General features: G+C 74.2%; 9 protein-coding genes and 2 pseudogenes. All 11 read left to right on the forward strand.

Annotated elements, in window-relative coordinates; translation table 11 throughout:
* The first annotated feature begins 267 nt into the window (after positions 1-267).
* The 11 genes and pseudogenes from KME66_RS21010 (at position 268) to KME66_RS21060 (ending at position 18,005) form a co-directional block, all read left to right on the forward strand.
* Positions 268-1,056 carry an ABC transporter ATP-binding protein gene (locus KME66_RS21010; RefSeq protein ID WP_216324783.1) on the forward strand — a complete coding sequence of 263 codons (789 nt, stop codon included), beginning with the start codon at positions 268-270 and terminating at the stop codon, positions 1,054-1,056.
* Positions 1,053-3,638 carry an ABC transporter permease gene (locus tag KME66_RS21015; protein ID WP_216324786.1) on the forward strand — a complete coding sequence of 862 codons (2,586 nt, stop codon included), beginning with the start codon at positions 1,053-1,055 and terminating at the stop codon, positions 3,636-3,638. Before KME66_RS21010 ends, KME66_RS21015 begins: the two co-directional genes overlap by 4 nt.
* A gap of 270 nt (positions 3,639-3,908) precedes the next feature.
* Positions 3,909-4,157, forward strand: a complete 249-nt coding sequence (locus KME66_RS21020; protein WP_073225413.1) for a hypothetical protein — start codon at positions 3,909-3,911, stop codon at positions 4,155-4,157.
* A gap of 89 nt (positions 4,158-4,246) precedes the next feature.
* On the forward strand, positions 4,247-6,310 hold the full coding sequence (locus tag KME66_RS21025) for a BTAD domain-containing putative transcriptional regulator (RefSeq protein WP_216329521.1): 2,064 nt from the start codon (positions 4,247-4,249) through the stop codon (positions 6,308-6,310).
* A 5-nt stretch (positions 6,311-6,315) separates the two neighbouring features.
* Positions 6,316-8,883 (forward strand): TOMM precursor leader peptide-binding protein, encoded by a 2,568-nt coding sequence (locus tag KME66_RS21030; protein WP_216324789.1) that lies wholly within the window; start codon positions 6,316-6,318, stop codon positions 8,881-8,883.
* The gene (locus KME66_RS21035; RefSeq protein ID WP_216324791.1) at positions 8,873-10,936 is read left to right on the forward strand and encodes a TOMM precursor leader peptide-binding protein; all 2,064 of its coding nucleotides are present in this window, start codon (positions 8,873-8,875) and stop codon (positions 10,934-10,936) included. The genes KME66_RS21030 and KME66_RS21035 overlap by 11 nt, the downstream gene beginning before the upstream one ends.
* 182 nt (positions 10,937-11,118) lie before the next feature.
* Entirely contained in the window at positions 11,119-12,705 is a 1,587-nt protein-coding gene (locus KME66_RS21040) for a SagB family peptide dehydrogenase (RefSeq protein ID WP_216324794.1), read from the forward strand.
* A gap of 14 nt (positions 12,706-12,719) precedes the next feature.
* Positions 12,720-14,057 (forward strand): annotated as a pseudogene (locus tag KME66_RS21045) (lantibiotic dehydratase); the annotation flags it as partial.
* A gap of 323 nt (positions 14,058-14,380) precedes the next feature.
* Positions 14,381-15,742: pseudogene (locus KME66_RS21050) on the forward strand (lantibiotic dehydratase); the annotation flags it as partial.
* Entirely contained in the window at positions 15,739-16,791 is a 1,053-nt protein-coding gene (locus KME66_RS21055; protein WP_216324797.1) for a lantibiotic dehydratase C-terminal domain-containing protein, read from the forward strand. The pseudogene KME66_RS21050 and the gene KME66_RS21055, both read left to right, overlap by 4 nt.
* Positions 16,788-18,005: a M50 family metallopeptidase gene (locus KME66_RS21060; RefSeq protein ID WP_216324800.1), complete on the forward strand. Its 1,218-nt coding sequence runs from the start codon at positions 16,788-16,790 to the stop codon at positions 18,003-18,005. The genes KME66_RS21055 and KME66_RS21060 overlap by 4 nt, the downstream gene beginning before the upstream one ends.

An 18,005-nucleotide genomic window follows, 5' to 3' on the forward strand; every position in this document is an offset into this window, starting at 1 on the left:
CCGCCTCCGCCCGGGGGGGGGCGACTTCCCCTAGGGGGCGCCCCCTCATCGTGGCCAGGGCCCGTTCCTCCCGGCGGAGGACGTGGTGGCGGGGGGCCTCTTCTTAACCTCTTCTTACGTCGCTGCTACGGCTCACCGCAGGGGGGTGGGTGGGGAAAACCCCACCTGAAGACTGCGCTGAGCACCATCGCGCGGGAGACGGTCCGCGCCGCAGACTCGGAACGTAGCCAGCGACGTCAACTCATCGACCGACATAGGAGAAAAACCGTGACAACGGCTGTGACCATTCCCAGGCACGGGGGCACTGGAGGGCGTACGGCCGTCGCGGCACGGGCGCGACAGGTCGTGAAGGCCTACGGCACCGGGGAGACCCGGGTCGTCGCGCTCGACCATGTCGACGTGGACATCGCCCGCGGGCAGTTCACGGCGATCATGGGCCCGTCCGGCTCCGGCAAGTCGACCCTGATGCACTGCCTGGCCGGGCTCGACACGGTGACGTCGGGCGAGATCTTCCTCGACGAGACCGAGATCACCAAGCTCAAGGACAAGAAGCTCACCCAGCTCCGGCGCGACCGGATCGGGTTCATCTTCCAGGCGTTCAACCTGCTCCCGACGCTCAACGCGATCGAGAACATCACGCTGCCGATGGACATCGCGGGCCGCAAGCCCGACGCCGCCTGGCTCCAGCAGGTCGTGGAGACGGTCGGGCTCGCCGAGCGTCTCCAGCACCGCCCCACCCAGCTCTCCGGAGGCCAGCAGCAGCGTGTGGCCGTCGCCCGGGCGCTCGCCGCCCGGCCGGACATCATCTTCGGCGACGAGCCCACCGGAAACCTGGACTCCCGCGCCGGAGCCGAAGTCCTCTCCTTCCTCCGCCGGTCGGTCGACGAGCTGGGCCAGACCATCGTCATGGTCACCCACGACCCCGTGGCCGCCTCCTACGCGGACCGGGTGCTGTATCTCGCCGACGGCTCCATCGTCGACGAGATGCTCAATCCGACCGCCGAGCAGGTCCTCGACCGGATGAAGCACTTCGACGCACGTGGGCGGACGTCATGACTGTCTGGAAGACCTCCGTGCGCAACTTCTTCGCGCACAAGGGCCGGATGGCCCTCTCCGCCGTGGCGGTGCTGCTCTCCGTCGCGTTCGTCTGCGGCACGCTCGTGTTCACCGACACGATGAACACCACGTTCGACAAGCTCTTCACCGTCTCCGCGCCCGATGTCACCGTCAGCCCGAAGGGCTCGGACGACGAGGGCGAGCAGCCCGACGACGGCAAGCCGGTCTCGCTGCCCGCCTCCGTGGTCCAGCAGGTCGAGAAGGCCGACGGGGTGGAGCGGGCCGAGGGCTCCGCCTTCTCCATGGCGGTCACCGTCGTCAACAGCGACAACAAGAACATGGGCTCCGAGACAGGTGCCCCCACCATCGCGAGCAACTGGACCGGGAACGACCTGCGTTCGATGGAGATCACCTCCGGGCACGCGCCCCGCGGTCCCACCGAGGTGATGATCGACGCCGACACCGCGAAGAAGCACAAGCTCAAGATCGGCGACGAGCTGCGCACCATCGCCGTCACCGGTGACCTCACGGCGAAGATCAGCGGCATCGCGTCCTTCACCGTCACCAACCCGGGCGCGGCCGTCGTCTACCTCGACACCGCCACCGCGCAGAAGCACCTGCTGGGCGCCCCGGACGTGTTCACCCAGATCCTGGTGACGGCCGAGAGCGGCGTCAGCGACACCCAGCTCAAGAAGAACGTGGCCGCCGCCCTCGACGGCGCCTCCGCGTACAAGCTGCAGACCCAGCAGGAGGCCGCCGACGCCAACAAGGACGACATGGGCGCCTTCCTGGACGTCATGAAGTACGCGATGCTCGGCTTCGCCGGGATCGCCTTCCTCGTCGGCATCTTCCTCATCGTCAACACGTTCTCCATGCTGGTCGCCCAGCGGACCCGCGAGATCGGCCTGATGCGGGCCATCGGCTCCAGCCGCAAGCAGGTCAACCGATCCGTCCTCCTGGAGGCCGTCCTCCTCGGCATCGTCGGCTCGGTGCTGGGCGTCGCCGCCGGAGTCGGCCTCGCCATCGGGCTGATGGAGCTGATGGGCGCCATCGGAATGGAGCTGTCCACCGACGATCTCACCGTCGCCTGGACGACCCCCGCCCTCGGTCTCGTGCTCGGTGTCGTCGTCACCGTCCTCGCCGCGTACATCCCGGCCCGTCGGGCCGGCAAGGTCTCCCCGATGGCCGCCCTGCGCGACGCCGGGACCCCCGCCGACGGCCGCTCCGGCTGGATCAGGGCCGGTATCGGTCTCTTCCTGACGGCGGCGGGCGGCGCGGCCCTGTGGGCGACGACCCAGGCGGACAAGGCCACCGAGGGCTCCATGTTCCTCGCCCTCGGCGTGCTGCTGACCCTCATCGGCTTCATCGTGATCGGCCCGCTCCTGGCCGGCGTCGTGGTGCGCGGACTGAGCGTCGTCGTCCTGCGGCTCTTCGGCCCGGTCGGCCGGCTGGCCGAGCGCAACGCCCTGCGCAACCCCCGGCGTACGGGAGCGACCGGCGCCGCCCTGATGATCGGCCTCGCCCTCGTGGCCTGCCTGTCCGTCGTGGGGGCCTCCATGGTGGCCTCGGCCACCGACGAGCTCGACCGGTCGGTCGGCGCGGACTTCATCGTCCAGGACGGCGGCACCGGCCGCCCGATCGTGCCCCAGGCCGCCGACGCCGTGCGCGCCGTCCCCGGCCTGGAGCACATGACCGACTACACCTTCCTCCGCGCGAAGATCACCGCCCCGGACGGCAGGACCGAGGACGAGGGGATCACCGCCGCCGACCCCACGTACCAGCAGGACGTCCGCCGCGCGGTCGTCTCCGGTGACCTCGCGAAGGCGTACGGGAAGGACGCAATGTCCGTCGGCGAGGAGTACGCCGAGCGGCACGGGGTCAAGGTCGGCGACACCCTCACCGTCGCCTTCAAGGCGGGCGGGACCGCGAAGCTCAAGGTCGCGGCCATCACCTCCGACGACACCAACATCGACCGCGGCGCGATGTACGCCAACCTCACGACGGCGGCGTCCTACGTCCCGGCCGACCGGATGCCGCAGAACGTGGTCATGTTCGCCAAGGCCGAGGAGGGCAAGGAGAAGGAGGCGTACGCGGCCCTCAAGAGCGCCATCGCCGAGTACCCGGTCTACAAGGTCCAGAACCAGGCCGACTACAAGGAGCAGCTGAAGGACCAGATAGGACAGCTGCTGAACATCGTGTACGGCCTGCTCGCCCTCGCGATCATCGTCGCGGTGCTCGGCGTGGTGAACACCCTCGCCCTGTCCGTCGTCGAACGGACCCGTGAGATCGGCCTGATGCGTGCCATCGGGCTCTCCCGCCGCCAACTGCGCCGCATGATCCGGCTGGAGTCCGTGGTCATCGCCCTCTTCGGGGCACTGCTCGGACTCGGACTCGGGATGGGCTGGGGCACCGCGGCACAGAAGCTGCTGGCGCTGGAGGGCCTTGAGGTCCTGGAGATCCCGTGGCCGACGATCCTCACCGTCTTCGCCTGCTCCGCGCTGGTCGGTCTGTTCGCCGCCCTCGTCCCGGCCTTCCGGGCCGGCCGGATGAACGTCCTGAACGCCATCGCGACGGACGGGTGAGCGGCCACCCGCCCGGCGGGGGTGAGCCCGAGGGCGTCACCCCAGGATGACCGGCAGGCCCCGGGGCGTTCCTCCGAACGTTCCGGGGCCGAGCCTGTTCCCCGCCCCGGGCGGCCGGTCACGGTGGACCCTGTCAGCTTGCTGCACGGGGCGGCGGCCCTCCGTGCAGCAAGCTGACATCGCGGCCTCTCTTGTGGCGCGTTCCGCGCTGGCATCGTCTCCCGTGCCGGGACGACCCCCGGCTCCGACGCCACCGTCGAAGGGGAACACGTGTCAAGGTCTCCGCTCGCGCAGAAGCAGCGCCGCCCGGCCAGAGCCGCCGTTCTTGTCACCGGTATCGTCCTCGCCGCCCTCACCTTCTCCACCGCCCCCGCCTCCGCGACCCCTCCGCCCGGCCCCCCGCCCGCCGCCGACCGGGTCGCCCGGGTCATCTGTACGGAGCTGGCGGGGGTCATCGGCCAACTGCCCCCGGACTCACCGCCCGTCCGGATGTGCAAGCTGGTCAACGGCTGGGATTAGACGTGCCGAGTTCAGCGGCCGCGCCGGGACTGGCCGGTCCGGCCGGAGACCCGGGCGCCGCAGGGCACCTGGCGGGGGCGTCCTGCGGGATGCGGTTCCAGCTCCTGGGGCCGCTCGCCCTCGCGGACGGCACCGACACCGTGGTCCTGCAGCCCTCCAAGCCCGCGAACCTGCTGGCCGCGCTGCTCCTGCACGCCAACTCCGCGGTCTCCGCCGAGTATCTGCAGCGCGCGATCTGGGGCGAGGAGCAGCCCGCCACCGCCAAGGCGGCCCTCCAGACGTGCGTGCTGCGGCTCCGCCGGCTCTTCTCCCGGCACGGCGTCACCACCTCCATCGAGGCGGTGCCCGGCGGCTACCGGATCACCGCCGCACCACCCACCCTGGACCTCCTCGGTTTCCGCGACCGGGTGCGCCGGGCCGCCGGTCTGGCCCGGGAGCCCGAGGCGGAGCTCTGCGCGCTGAGGGACGCCCTCGCGCTCTGGCAGGGTTCGCTGCTCGCCAACGTGCGGTCCGTCGTGCTGCACCGCGACGAGGTGCCCCGGCTCGCCGAAGAACGGCTGCGCGCGGTCGAGCGGGTCTGCGACCTGCTGCTGGGGCTCGGCCGATGCGGAGAGGCGCTGGTCGACCTGTGGACCGCCACGCGCGTCCACCCCGGGCACGAACGGTTCCACGAACAGCTCATCGAGGCCCTCTACCGCAGCGGGCGCCAGGCGCAGGCGCTCGCCGAATACCGCCGGGTCAAGGGTTTCCTGCTGGAGGAGCTGGGCGTGGACCCCTCGCCCTCCCTGCGCCGGCTCGAACTGTCCATCCTGCGCGGCGAGGACCTCGGCCCGGCGGGCCCGGCGGCCCCCCACGTCATCCGGGGCGAGACCGTCCCCCTCCCGGCCACCCGGCCGAGCACGGACCGGGGTGCCGTGCCCGCCATGGACCCGGGGGCTGCGCCCGTAACGGACCGGGGCACCGCGGCGGCCGGTGACCGAGGAGCCACGCCCGTCGGTGACCGAGCAGCCCCGCCCGTCGGTGGCCGAGGAGCCGCGCCCGTCGCCCATGCCGCGCCCGTCGCGGACCGGTCCGCCGTGCCCGTCGCGTCTCCGGGCGCCACGCCGGTCGCGGCACGCGTCGCCGCCGCCGGGACCGACGCTCCACCTGCCGGTACCGACGCCCCGGCCGCCGCTTCCCGTATCGGGGCCGTCCCCGCCGTTCCGCACTTCACCGGGCGCGCCGCCGAGACCGCCGCCATGACCGCCCGGCTCACCGCGACGTCGCCCCCCGAGGACGACCGGCCCCTCACCGTCCTGGTCTCCGGAGCCCCCGGCATCGGCAAGTCGGCGCTCGCCCAGCACGCCGCCCGGCTCGTCCGGGACGCCTTCCCCGCCGGGCAACTCCTCGTCCCGATGACCCGCGCGGACGGCGAACCCCGCCCGGCCGACGAGGTGGCCGCCGACGTGGCCGCCACGCTCGGGGCGTCGGGTGAGGGGCGCGCGCTGCTGATCCTCGACGACGTGATCGACGCCGACCAGGTACGCCCCCTGCTCACGCCGAGAGGGGAGGCCGGGGCCCTGCCCGGTCACGCCGTCGTGGTCACCAGCCGGATGGGCCTCGGCGGGCTCATCGCGACCCACGGCGGCTGGGTGCAGCGCCTGACGACCTTCACCGAGGCCGAGTCGTACGCCCTGCTGCTGACCGCCCTGGGCGCCGAGCGGGTGGAGGCCGAGCCCCGTGCCGCCCACCGGCTCGCCGCCCTGTGCGGCCACTTCCCCGCCGCTCTGCGCATCCTCACCGCCCGGCTGCTCACCCGGCCGGGCCTGCGGCTCGCCGACGCCGCCGACTGGCTGGGCGAGGACCCGCTCGCCCGGCTCACCCTGACCGACTCCCCGGACCACTCGGTAGACGGCCTCTTCGACCGGGCGCTCGGCCGGCTCGACCCCCGGCTGTCCGAGGCGTTCACCCACCTCGCCCAGGGCCCCCCGGCGCTGCTGGACGACCAGGGCCCCGAGGACGAGGGACCCGTTCCCGAAGCCGTACGCGAACGCCTCGCGGACGCCGGACTGCTGGAGGACGGCCCGCCGGGTCCGTACCGCATCCACGATCTGCTCCGCGCCCACGTACGAAGAACCGCCCGGATCCGCGACCGCCGCACAGAGAAGGTGTGATCCCCATGGCCGAGAGCGCCGCCCCCGTCCCGCCCGCCGCGCCCGGGGCACCCGGTACGCCCGCACCGACGCCCGCGAGCACCGCGAACACCGCGAGCACCGCTGACACCGCGACCGTGACAGCGACCACGGCGGCGACGACGTTCGACGCGCTCGCGGAAACCCGGCCGCGCATCCGCCGCGACGTGCTGTTCACCGAGACGCCCGGCGGGGTGCTGTTCCACAACGCCGACGGCGGCTTCCACCTCACCGGCCGCACCGCCTACCGCTTCGCCTCGCTCGTGGTCCCGCACCTCACCGGACAGCACCGCATGGCCGAACTCTGCGCCGGGCTCGGGCCCGCGCAGCGGGCGATGGCCGCCGAACTGGTCAAGACGCTGTACGCGCGCGGCTTCGCCCGGGACATCCCGGAGGCGGGCCCCGCGGGCGACGCACTCGACCCGGAGACCACCGAACGGTTCGCCGCGCAGATCGCCTACGTCGACCACTACGCCGACGACGCCCCCGCCCGCTTCGCCCGCTACCGCGCCACCCGCGTCGCCGTCCTCGGTGACGACGAGACGGCCCGCTGGTGCGCGCTGAGCCTGGTGCGCAACGGATGCGCGAGCGTGGGGACGGTCGCGGCTGCGGACGGCGGCACGGGACCGGACGGTGTCACGGGGCCGGGCGGCGGCACGGGACCGGACGGCGGTACGGGGCCGGGCGGCGGTTCAGGGCCGGGCGGCGGCGTTGCCGGACCGGACGGCGGCGGCACGGGGCCCGGAGCAGTCGCGCCCTCCGGCGATCCCGTCGCGTCCTCCGGCGGTGTCGTGGCCGAAGCCGCCGCCAACGGGGCGCGTGTCGACACGATCACCGCCGGGACGGACGCGGGCTGGGCCGACCTGGAGGGCTACGACGTCGTCGTGGTCAGCGGGGCCGGGGCCGGGGCGCGCACGCACCGGTTGCTGGCCGCCGGGGTGCCCGAGGGCGTGACGCTCATTCCCGTCTGGCTCTTCGGCCACCGCCTGGTCGTCGGCCCGCTCACCACCGCCGGCTCCACCGGCTGCTGGTCCTGCGCCCTGCTGCGCCTGGGCGGCAACGTCGACCCCGGCACGGCGGCCGAGCTGTGGAGCGAGGCGGCCGGCGCCGTGCGGTCCGACGGGGCCGCGCTGTCCGGCCCGGTCGCCGCGATGGTCGGCAACCTCGTCGGCTACGAGGTCTTCCGCCTGGCCACCGGCGCGCTGCCCGCCGAGACGGCCGGCCAGGTTCTCGTCCAGGACCTGGATTCGCTGGACGTGATGGCCGAGCCGGTGCGGCCCCACCCCCGGTGCACCCGCTGCTCCGGTCCTTCCCCGCTGTCCGCCGGCGAGTCGGCCCCGCTGCCGACCGCGCTCGCTCTCCCCGTCACCGCGACCGTGGAGACCGCCCGGGACGCGGAGGAGCTGGTCGAGGAGCTGAACCGGGTCAGCACCGCGCTGGTCCGCCCGTACACGGGGACCTTCCGCCGCTACGACGACGAGGAGCTGACCCAGACCCCGTTGAAGCTCAGCCGGGTCGAGGTGGCGCTCGGGGGCGGGGCACGCCGCCGGATCGCCGCGTTCGACGTGCACCACCTGGCCGGGGCGCGGACCCGGGCGCTGTACGCGGCGGCCGAGGCGTACGTGGAGCACATGGTTCCGTTGACGGGCGTCGAGAAGGCCGGCCGCGTCGGCGGTGTCCAGGGCATCGGCGGCGTCGAGGGCGTCCAGGGCGTGGAGGGTGCCCGAGGCGTCGAGGCCGGCGCCCCGGCGGGCAGCCGTGCCCGGGAGCCGCGGACGCTGGGGCCCGCTGCCCTGACGACCGGCGGCGGGACCGGAGCCGTGCCCACCGCCTGGGCGGTGGCGACCTCCCTGATCGGCAAGGACCCGGTGCGCGTACCGGCCGCCGCCCTGCGCCCGTTCGGGCCGGAGAACCGCGACCGGGTCCACCTGGCGACCACCGCCGGAGCCGGGGCGGGCGGCAGCGCGGCGGAGGCTGCGGGCCGGGCACTGCTGTCCGCGCTCGCCCACGACGCGCTGCTCCGCGCGGTCCGGGGCGCCACCCGGGTGAGCCCGCTGGCCGTCGGCGGTGACGACCTGGAACTGGTGTTCCTGCTGAAGTCCGCCGCCAACCTGGACATCGCCGCGGACCTCCTCGACCTGGGCGAGACGGACCGCAGCTCGGCCCACGTGGTGCTGGCCCGCGAGGCGAACGGGCCCGCCGCCGGTGCTCGTTGGGCGGTCGGGTCCGGGCTGTCCCGGCGCGGGGCGGCGGCCGCCGCCCTGCGGGACCTGCTCGGGCAGGTGCAGCTCGCCGCCGAGGACCCGACGGCGCCGGTCGACACGGGCGACCCGCTGGTGGCCGACCTGGCCCCCGGGGCGATCGCGGTGAGCGGCGGGTCCGTGGTGGCGGACGCGGCGGAGACCTCGTTCGACGCGGTGCTGGAGGCGCTGCGGTCCGCCGGGCGCGACGCCCTGTACGTGCCGACGACCCCGGCGGACCTGTCCTCCGGTTCCATCGCCACGGCCCGGGTGCTGCTCACGGTGGACGGCGAGGGCGGCACCGATGGCCGTTGAGACCTTGCGGAGCGCGCCGGACGCGCCCACCGCGCCCCCCGCGCCGGACGTATCCGGGCTGGAGGAGTCCACCCGGCTGCTCGGGGAACTGCTGCGGGCGGCACTGGCCCGGCACGCGGGGGCGGCGGTCACCGTCGCGCCGGACGTCCGGCCCCTCGGCGTACGGGACGCCTTCGCGGCGGACGGGCGGCAGCCCGGGGCCGGTGCCGTACCCGTGCGCCACTACGGGCGGCACGTCGTCATCGGTCCCCTGCCCCCTCCGTCCGGCCTTGCCCGGCGCCCCTGCGCCCGCTGTCTGGAGCGCCGCTGGCAGGCCGTGCGGTCCGTCGCCCTGCGCGAGGCGCTGGAGCTCGGTTCGGGGACCCGGGCGGCGGGCCCGTCCCCCTACGTCACCCCGTTCGCGGCCGAGGCCGTCGCCGGGGTGATCGCCGCCAGGCTGGCCGGCGGCGGACCGGACACCGGAGCCTTCCCCGCCGTCCACCTCGTCGACCTCCAGACCCTCGCCGTCCGCCACTACCCGCTCGTCCCCGACCCGGAGTGCCCCGGCTGCGGGCAGCCGGAACCCGACAGCGACGAGGCCGCCGCGATCACCCTGAAGCCCGCGCCGAAGCTGCGGTCCGGCGGCTTCCGGGTCCGGGACCTGCGGGACTACGAACTGCCCGTTGAGCCGTACGCCAACCCCGTCTGCGGGTCGCTCGGCCCCTCCGTCGTCCAGGACGTGTCCTCCACGTCCACCTCCGCCACCATCGGCTGCTTCTCCCTGCGCTCGGGACCGTATCTGCGCGAGACGTTCTGGGGCGGCCACGCCGACACCTTCGCCGACAGTGTGCGCATCGGGGTGCTGGAGGGCCTGGAGCGGTACGCGGGCATGCGGCCCCGGGCCCGTCACGCCCAGGTGCACGCCTCCCTGGACGCCCTGCGCGCCGAGGGCCGGGCCGCAGTGGATCCGCGCGTCTGCGGCCTCTACTCCGACGCCTTCCACCGGACCAACCCCCGGGTGAGGCCCTTCACCCCGGACCGCGAGATCCCCTGGGTGCGCGGCTGGTCGCTCCGTGACTCCCGCACCGTCCTGGTTCCGGAGGTGCTCACGTACTACCACGCGCCTGGCCTGGAGAACCGGTTCGTGCAGGAGAGCTCCAACGGCTGTGCCTCCGGCGGCGCGTGGGAGGAGGCCGCCTACTTCGGGCTGATGGAGGTCGTCGAACGGGACGCGTTCCTGCTCGCCTGGTACGGGCGGGCCGCGCTGCCCGAGATCGACCCGCGCACGAGCAGCCGCCCCGCCACCCGGCAGATGGTGGACCGGCTGGAGATGTACGGCTACGAGGCGCGGTTCTTCGACACCCGGATCACCTTCCCGATCCCCGTCGTCACCGGTGTCGCCGTCCGCCCCGACGGCGGGCCCGGCCGGATGTGCTTCGGCGCGGGGGCCGGGCTCGACCCGGAGGCGGCCCTCGCCGGAGCGCTCTGCGAGATCGCCACCGACGCCGTCAACCTCCAGGGCCGCACGGAGCGGGACGAGCAGCGGCTGCGTGCCATGGCCACCGACTTCGCCAAGGTCGAGGCGCTCCATGACCACCCGTTGGCGTACGGCATCCCGGAGATGGGCGATCACGCGGACTTCCTGCTCGGTGCGCCGGGGAGCGTACGCCCGCCGACCCGCTCCTTCGACGACCTGTACGGGAGCGACCCCGCGAGGGGCAGCGGAAGCGGAGGCGGAAGCGGAAGGGGCAGGGGAGGAGGGAGCCGGGGCGGTGCGCATCCGGTGCTGCCGGTCTCCGACGATCTGTCGGAGGACCTCCGCCGGTGCGTGGACGCCGTGGCCGCCGCCGGGTTCGACGTGGTCGTCGTCGACCAGACCATGCCGGAGCAGCGGGATCTCGGGCTGAGGACGGTGAGCGTGATCGTGCCCGGACTGCTGCCGATCGACTTCGGCTGGACCCGTCAGCGCGCGCTGGGCATGCCCCGGCTCCGTACCGCCCTGCGCGAGGCGGGGCTGCGGACGGCGGACCTCACCGACGCGGATCTCAACCCGGCCCCGCACCCGTTCCCGTGACCGAACCCCTGACCGGCCCCCCGCCCGCGCCCGCGCCTGATCCTCCGCCCGGCCCCGCACTCGCGCCCGTGACCGATCCTCCGACCGGCCCCTCGCCCGCTCCCGCGCCCGTGCCCGACCCCCCGACCGATCCCATGACCGTCCTTCCCCTTCCCCCTCCTGCCGTGACCAAGGAGCCCGCCATGGGATACGCCCATGAATACGCCGCCGCGATCATGCACCGCGGCCGGGTCCCCATGGACCCCGCCGACTACGTACCGAACTGGCAGGACGGCCCGCGCAAGGCGAAGTACCACCCGGGCGCGGACGGCTTCCCGCTGCCCGACGCGCCCTATCCGGCCGGGGCGACGCTGGGCCGGGGGCTGTTCCCCGAAAGCGGCTCGGCGCACGGGGAGTTCGACCTCACCTCGCTCTCCGGCATGCTCCGCGACTCCTACGGTCTGACCGGCCGCCGCCTCGGCGTCCAGGCCAACACGGACCTGAACGCCCTGCCCTTCTACCCGCTGGCCAACTGGTCGCGCGGCTCCGCCTCCGGCGGCGGGCTCTATCCGGTCAGCATCCACTGGGTGTCCGGGCCGAGCGCCCCCGTACCGCCGGGGGTGCACTACTACTCCACCCGGCACCACACCATGCAACGGCTGCTGACGGGGGATGTCTCCGGGCAGGTGCGCGAGGCGCTGGGCGACGGCGCCCCGGGGCCCGAGACCGATCAGTACCTGGTGCTCGGCATCAAGTACTGGCAGAACTCCTTCAAGTACAACAGCTTCTCCTTCCACGCCGTGTCCATGGACCTCGGAGCCTGTGTCCAGACCTGGCGGATGTGGGCGGCCGCCCGGGGCCTGGCCGTCGAACCGGCCCTCTGGTTCGACGAGGAACGCCTGGCCGCCCTGCTCGGCGTGGACCCGGCGCAGGAGGGGATCTTCGCCGTCGTGCCGCTCAAGTGGGCCGATGCGCATGCGGGTTCGGGCCGGGGTGGTGCCATCGCGGACGTTTCCGTGCGGCGGGCGGACGTTGAGCGCTCCCGCACGGTCCTCACCTTCGACGCCCTGCTGCGCATGCAGGCGGCCACCTCCGCCAATGCCACCGCCCGCCCCGCCCCCGACGCCCTCGGACCCGCCGCGGCGCATCCCGTCGACCCGGAACTGCCGGAGGTCGTGCTGCCGGCGGCCCGGCCCCTGGACACCGACGTGCGCACCGCGCTGCGCGCCCGGCGCAGCAGCTTCGGCCGGTTCGACGCACAGAAGCCGGTCACCGCCGAGCAGTTGGCCGCCTGCCTGGCCGCCGCCTCGGCCGGATCGCGGCTCGGCGGCGACACCGGAGACGCCCGGCTGGCGCGGACGTACGCGTTCGTGAGCCATGTCGAGGGCGTCGACCCCGGCGCGTACGTCTACGACCCCGGGCGGCGGAGCCTGCGCAGGGTGAAGGAGGGGCGGCCGGGGGAGTTCCTCCAGCGGAACTACTTCCTCGCCAACTACAACCTGGAGCAGGCGGGGGCCGTTCTCGTGCCGACCGTCCGCACCACCGCCGTCCTCGACGCCGTCGGAGACCGGGGATACCGGCTGGTCAACGCCACCGTCGGGGCCGTCGCCCAGTCCGTCTACACCGCCGCTGCGGCCGTGGAGCTCGGCTGCGGGGTCGCCCTCGGCTTCGACAACATCTCCTACATCGAGGAGCTGGGGCTCGAAGGAACGGGCGAGGCACCCCTGTTGATCATGATGATCGGCAACGAGCGCCCCGCGCCGGCCGACTTCCGCTACGAGATCGCCTGAGCGGGGACACGACGATGACCGACACTCCGAACTCCCCTTCCCGTCCGCCCGCGTTCATGCTGCGCGTGGCCGGGCTCCCGATCGACGAGGTCCGGTCCCTGCGCTGCCCCGACAGCCGGCGCTGGGCCGACGACGTCCTCGACACCACCGACCAGCTGGCCCTGCTCGCCGGGAAGGCCGCCGACCTGCTGCACGGGCTGATCGGCGGCAGCGACGACGAACCGCTGCGGCGCGCCCTGCTGAAGCTGCGCCGCGACGTCTTCAACAACCGGCTGCCGGACCCCGTCGCCGCCGAGGACGCCCTGACCCGGGTCCGCGCCCTCGACCCGGCCGCCGCGCGGGCCCTCGCCGACTGGCTGACCGGCCGGCGCGCCCTCGCCGGGAAGCGGGACGCGGGCGCGGCCCTGCTGGCGGACGAGACAGGTCGCACCCGCGCCGAGCTGGCCCGGATCGCGGGGCACGAGCGGCTGCGCAAAGGGCTGCTGCTCGCCTCGCCGGCCCTGGACGCCCAGCTCGACGCCTACCGCGCCAAGGCGTCCGGCCCCGGGGCGCGGCCGGACCGCAAGCAGCGCAAGATCGAACGCTCGCTGCTCTCCTACGTGTACCGGACCGCGTGCAAGACCAGCCCCTTCTCCACCTTCACCGGCGTCGCCCCCGGAGTCCTCGCGGGGTCGGACGGGCTGCGTGTGCGGGTCGGGGAGGAATGGCGGACGCAGGCCCGGCTCAACGTCGTCGCGCTCGGCCGGATCGCCGACGCGGTGATCGCCGACCCGGTCCGCCGGGCCGATCTGCCGCTCGCCCTCGCCTCCGGCTGGGGGCGCGACGACGACCGGGTCCGCTATGTCCGGCGCTGGGTCACGGCGGGGGACGACGACACCGCCGTGACCTTCGACGCCGTGAAGGACCGGCTGTTCTTCCTGCGCCGCAGCGGCACCCTGGAACGGCTGCTCGGCCTGTTCGAGGAGCGCGGCACGATCCGCTACGGCGAGCTGGCGGCCTGGCTGGAGCGGGACCGGGGAGCGGCACGAGAGGAGTGCGCGCAGTACCTCGGGGCGCTCCTGGACGTCGGCATGGTCCAGGTGCCGTGTCTGCGGACCGAGGTTCACGACACCGACCCGCTCCGTGCCTTCCAGGACGCGCTGCGCGGACTGGACCGCCCCTGGGCCGACCGGCTCGCGGACCGGCTGGAGGAACCCGCCGCCCACGCCGCCCGCTTCCCCGACGCGGCCCCGGACGAGCGGCGCGCCCTGCTGGAAGCCGTGCGGGCCGGGCTGCGGGCGGTGCAGGAGGAGGAGTTGGGGCTCGCGCGGGCGAAGGTCCCCCGGACGGTGCTGTACGAGGACGCGGCGGCGGGGGGCGCGCCGGCCGTGGGTGGCGCTGCGCAGGGCGACCCGGCCCATGGCGCCCCGGCGTCGGAAGGCGCGCCCTCGGGTGACCCGGCCTCCGGTGCTCCGGCCCTCGGGGACCCGGCCTTGGGTGCTCCGGCGTCGGACGGCGCGCCGTCGGGCGACCCGGCCCAAGGCGACCCGGCCTCGGGCGCCCCGGCCCTCGGGGCTCGGACGCGTGCGGCTCGCCGGGTGGCGCGGCCTCCGGCGCCCCGGCCTCGGGCAGCCCGGCCCAAGGCGCCCCGGCGTCGGGTTCCTCCCCCTCGGCCGACCCGGCTCCGGGTGGCGCGGGCTCGGAGGTCGCCCTGGATCCCGACGCCTGGCGGGAGCTGGCCGCCGGTCCGCTGGCGGCCGTGGAGCGGGTGCTGCCCGCCTTCGACCTCACCCTCCCACAGCGGATCACCTTCCAGGGCTTCTTCCTGGCGCGCTACGGACGCGGGGGCCGCTGCGACGACCTGCTGAAGCTGGTCCACGACTTCCACGAGGACTTCTTCGACCAGTACCTGACGTTCACCGCCTCCCGCACCCCGTACGACGCCGACGGCGCCTACGTCCCGGAGGTCAACTGGCTCGGCCTGCCCCGGCTGCGGGCCCTCGACGCCGCGCGCCGCACCTTCACCGCCCGGATGGCCGCACTGTGGGAGGCTGCGGAGCCGGGAGCGGCCGAGGTGCGGATCGACGACGCGTTCCTGGACGCGGTCTCCCGTGAACTCGACCTGCCACCCACCGACTTCGCCCCGATGAGCCACCACGTCCAGATCGCCGACCGCCCGGACGACCCGCTCGTCGTCCTCAACCGGTCCTACGGCGGAGTCTCGTTCCCGTTCAGCCGGTTCACGCAGCTCTTCGACGGCCTCGGCGAACGGCTCCTCGCGAACACCGGGACGCTCGTGCCCGAAGGGGCGGTCCTCGCCGAGGTCACCGGCGGACCGGTCACCAGCAACCTCAACCTGCACGGCAGGCTGACCCCGTACGAGATCGTCTGCCCCGGCGAACGCGGCACCCTGGACGATGAGTTCAGGATCGAGCTGGACGACCTCCACCTCGTGCACGACCCCGCAGCCGACCGGCTCGCCCTGCGCTCGTCCCGCCTCGACCGCGAAGTGATCCCCGTCTACCTCGGCTACCTCGTCCCCCTCGCCCTGCCCGAACTGCCCCGCACCCTGCTGCTCCTCTCCCCGACCTCGATGGCCCCGCTCAACGTGTGGGCGGGCGTCCCCGAGGGCGAGCCGAGCGGCGGGGTCACCGGGCGGCCCCGGGTGCGGCACGGCTCGCTCGTCCTGAGCCGGCGCAGCTGGAGCGCCCCGGCCACCGTCCTGCCGCTGCACCGGCCGGGCACGCCGGAGGACGGCTGGTTCCTGGACTGGCACGCCTTCCGGCGGACCCACGGCCTGCCCGACCGGGTCTTCGCGACCGTGTCGGACACCGGGGTCCGGGGCGCCACCGGGGCCAAACCGCAGTACCTCGACTTCGACAGCCCGCTGTCCCTGTCCGCCTTCGAGGCGCTGGTCAAGTCCCCGGACGCGCGCGTGGTGTTCCGGGAGATGCTGCCGGACGAGGACGCGCTGCCCACCGTCTCGGGCCCCGGCCGGCATGTCGCCGAACTGGCCGTGGAGACGGCCGTACCCGTCCGCAGGAGGACCACCTCATGACGCCCCATCCGCCCGCCGTACCGGCCGCGCCCCTCACCGGCGCCTGGCAGGCCACCCACGTCTTCTACGCCGCCAACCCCCGCCCCTTCCTGCTGAACTGCGTCCGGCCGCTGGTGGCGGAACTGGAGGCGGACGGCCTGCTCGCCGGGTACTTCTTCATCAACTACTGGCTGGAGGGCCCTCACGTACGGCTGCGCCTGAAGCCGTCCTCGACCGCCGCCGAGCCGGAGGTGGCCCGCCGCACCGAGCGCGCCGTGGACGCGTTCCTGGCCGAGCGGCCGGCGCTGTACGAGGTCGACTCCGGGTTCCTCAACGACTTCTACAACACCCTCTTCGAGATCGAGTTCCCCGGCAGCGAGCGCGGCCACTACACGGACGAGCGGGGCCGGATGAACCTGCGCCCCAACAACTCCCGCCACCGGGAGCCGTACGAACCGGAGTTCGGGAAGTACGGCGGGCCCGCCGGGATCGAGCTGGCCGAGTGGCACTTCCGGCACTCCAGCGACCTGGTGATCGACGCCCTCGCCACCAAGAACCTCCACCTGCGCACCGTACTGCTGGGCACGGCCGCCCAGTTGATGATGGTGATGTCCTCCACCTTCCTGCCGGAGCGGGCGGAGCTGGCCCAGTACCTGGACGACTACTACACGTTCTGGCACCGGGCGTTCCCCGGCACCGGCTTCATCGGCACCGAGGAGTACGACACCAACTACGCCCGGACGGCGGACGGGCTGCGGGACCGCTTCGCGCGCGTCCGGGCCGCCACGGCCCCGCCCGGGAGCGCCCGCTCGCTGCCCGGGTCCCTGGCGGGCTGGGCCGGGCACTGCGCCGAACTGCGCGACCGGGCACGGAAACTCGCCGTCGACGGGGACCTGGTCTTCCGCTCCTGGGACGGGGAGCGGGACGAGCGGGTCACCGACCCCGCGGTGGCCCTGCCCCTGCTGCTCTCCCCGTACATGCACATGACGAACAACCGGTTGCACGTCACCATCCGCGACGAGGCCTACCTCAGCCACGTCCTGGGGCGGGTCCTCCGGGAGTCCGCGTGAGCCCGGCCCCCGGTGCGCTCGCCGCCTACCGCCCCGCGCTGCGACCCCGTGTGCTGCTCAGCGGGCCGCTGCTGGACGGGGCCGCGACCGTCCACCTGATCAAGGACGCCGAGTCCGGGAACTCCTTCAAGGTGGGGGCCAAGGAGCACTTCCTCATCGCCCGCATGGACGGGGAGCGGAGCCTCGCGGAGATCGGTGAGGCGTACGCGGGGGAGTACGGGCGACGGCTGGCCGACGCCCACTGGCAACGGCTCCTGGCCCTGCTGGGGGCGAAGGGGCTGCTCTCCGGAGCCCCCGGACCGAAGTCGGCTTCCGCTTCCGCGCCGCCGAAGCCGGCTTCCGCTTCCGCGCCGCCGAAGCCTGCTCCCGCTTCCGCGCCGCCGAAGCCTGCTCCCGCCTCTGCGCCGCCGAAGCCTGCTCCCGCTTCCGCGCCGCCGGAGAAGCGCACCCTCCTGCGCGGCTCCCTCCCCCTGGTGGCCGACGCCGACGCCACCACCGCCCGCCTCCACCGGGTCTGCGGCTTCCTGCTCGCGCCCGTGGTCCTGGTGCCGCTGCTGGGGCTGGTCCTCGCCATGGAGGCGGTGGTCGTCGCGCGCTCCGGTGACCTGCTGCTCGCGGTGAAAGGGCTGCTGACCAACCCCGTCCTGCTGACCGGCACGGCGGTCCTCCTCTGGGTGAGCACCGCCCTCCACGAGCTGGCGCACGGCGTGGTCGCGCGGCACCACGGCGGGCGGGTCGCCGAGATCGGGCTGCGGTGGCGGCTGCCCGCCGTCATCATGTACTGCACGGTCGACGACTACCTCTACCTCGGCACCCGTCGGCACCGCATCGCCACGGCCGCCGCCGGCGCGGTGATGAACCTGGTCTTCCTGCTCCCGTTCTGCGCGCTGTGGCTGTTCGCCCCGCTCGACGACGCGACGCACGAGGCGTTCGCCGCCCTCCTGCTCCTCGGCAGCGTCCAGGCGTTCACGATGCTCGTGCCCCTGCCTCCGCTGGACGGTTACAGGATCGCCTGCCAGCTCGCCGGAGCCACCGGCCTCGCCGCCTCCGCGGGCGGCTACCTGCGGCTCGCCCTGCGCCGCGCCCCGGAGGCGGCCGCCTACCCGCGCCGGGCCCGTATCGCCTACCCCGTCTACGCGGCGGTCACGGTCCTGGTCCTGGCCGCCGCCGCCGCGGCGGTCGTCGCGGGCGTCCACCACCTGCTGACCGCCTGA

Source organism: Streptomyces sp. YPW6 (assembly GCF_018866325.1).
Lineage (GTDB): Bacteria > Actinomycetota > Actinomycetes > Streptomycetales > Streptomycetaceae > Streptomyces.

Excerpts from the sequence above, each read along its gene's own strand:
- KME66_RS21015 (WP_216324786.1), top strand. The coding sequence starts at position 1,053 with ATGACTGTCTGGAAGACCTCCGTGCGCAACTTCTTCGCGCACAAGGGC.
- KME66_RS21030 (WP_216324789.1), top strand. The coding sequence starts at position 6,316 with ATGGCCGAGAGCGCCGCCCCCGTCCCGCCCGCCGCGCCCGGGGCACCC.
- KME66_RS21040 (WP_216324794.1), top strand. The coding sequence starts at position 11,119 with ATGGGATACGCCCATGAATACGCCGCCGCGATCATGCACCGCGGCCGG.
- KME66_RS21055 (WP_216324797.1), top strand. The coding sequence starts at position 15,739 with ATGACGCCCCATCCGCCCGCCGTACCGGCCGCGCCCCTCACCGGCGCC.
- KME66_RS21035 (WP_216324791.1), top strand. The coding sequence starts at position 8,873 with ATGGCCGTTGAGACCTTGCGGAGCGCGCCGGACGCGCCCACCGCGCCC.
- KME66_RS21025 (WP_216329521.1), top strand. The coding sequence starts at position 4,247 with ATGCGGTTCCAGCTCCTGGGGCCGCTCGCCCTCGCGGACGGCACCGAC.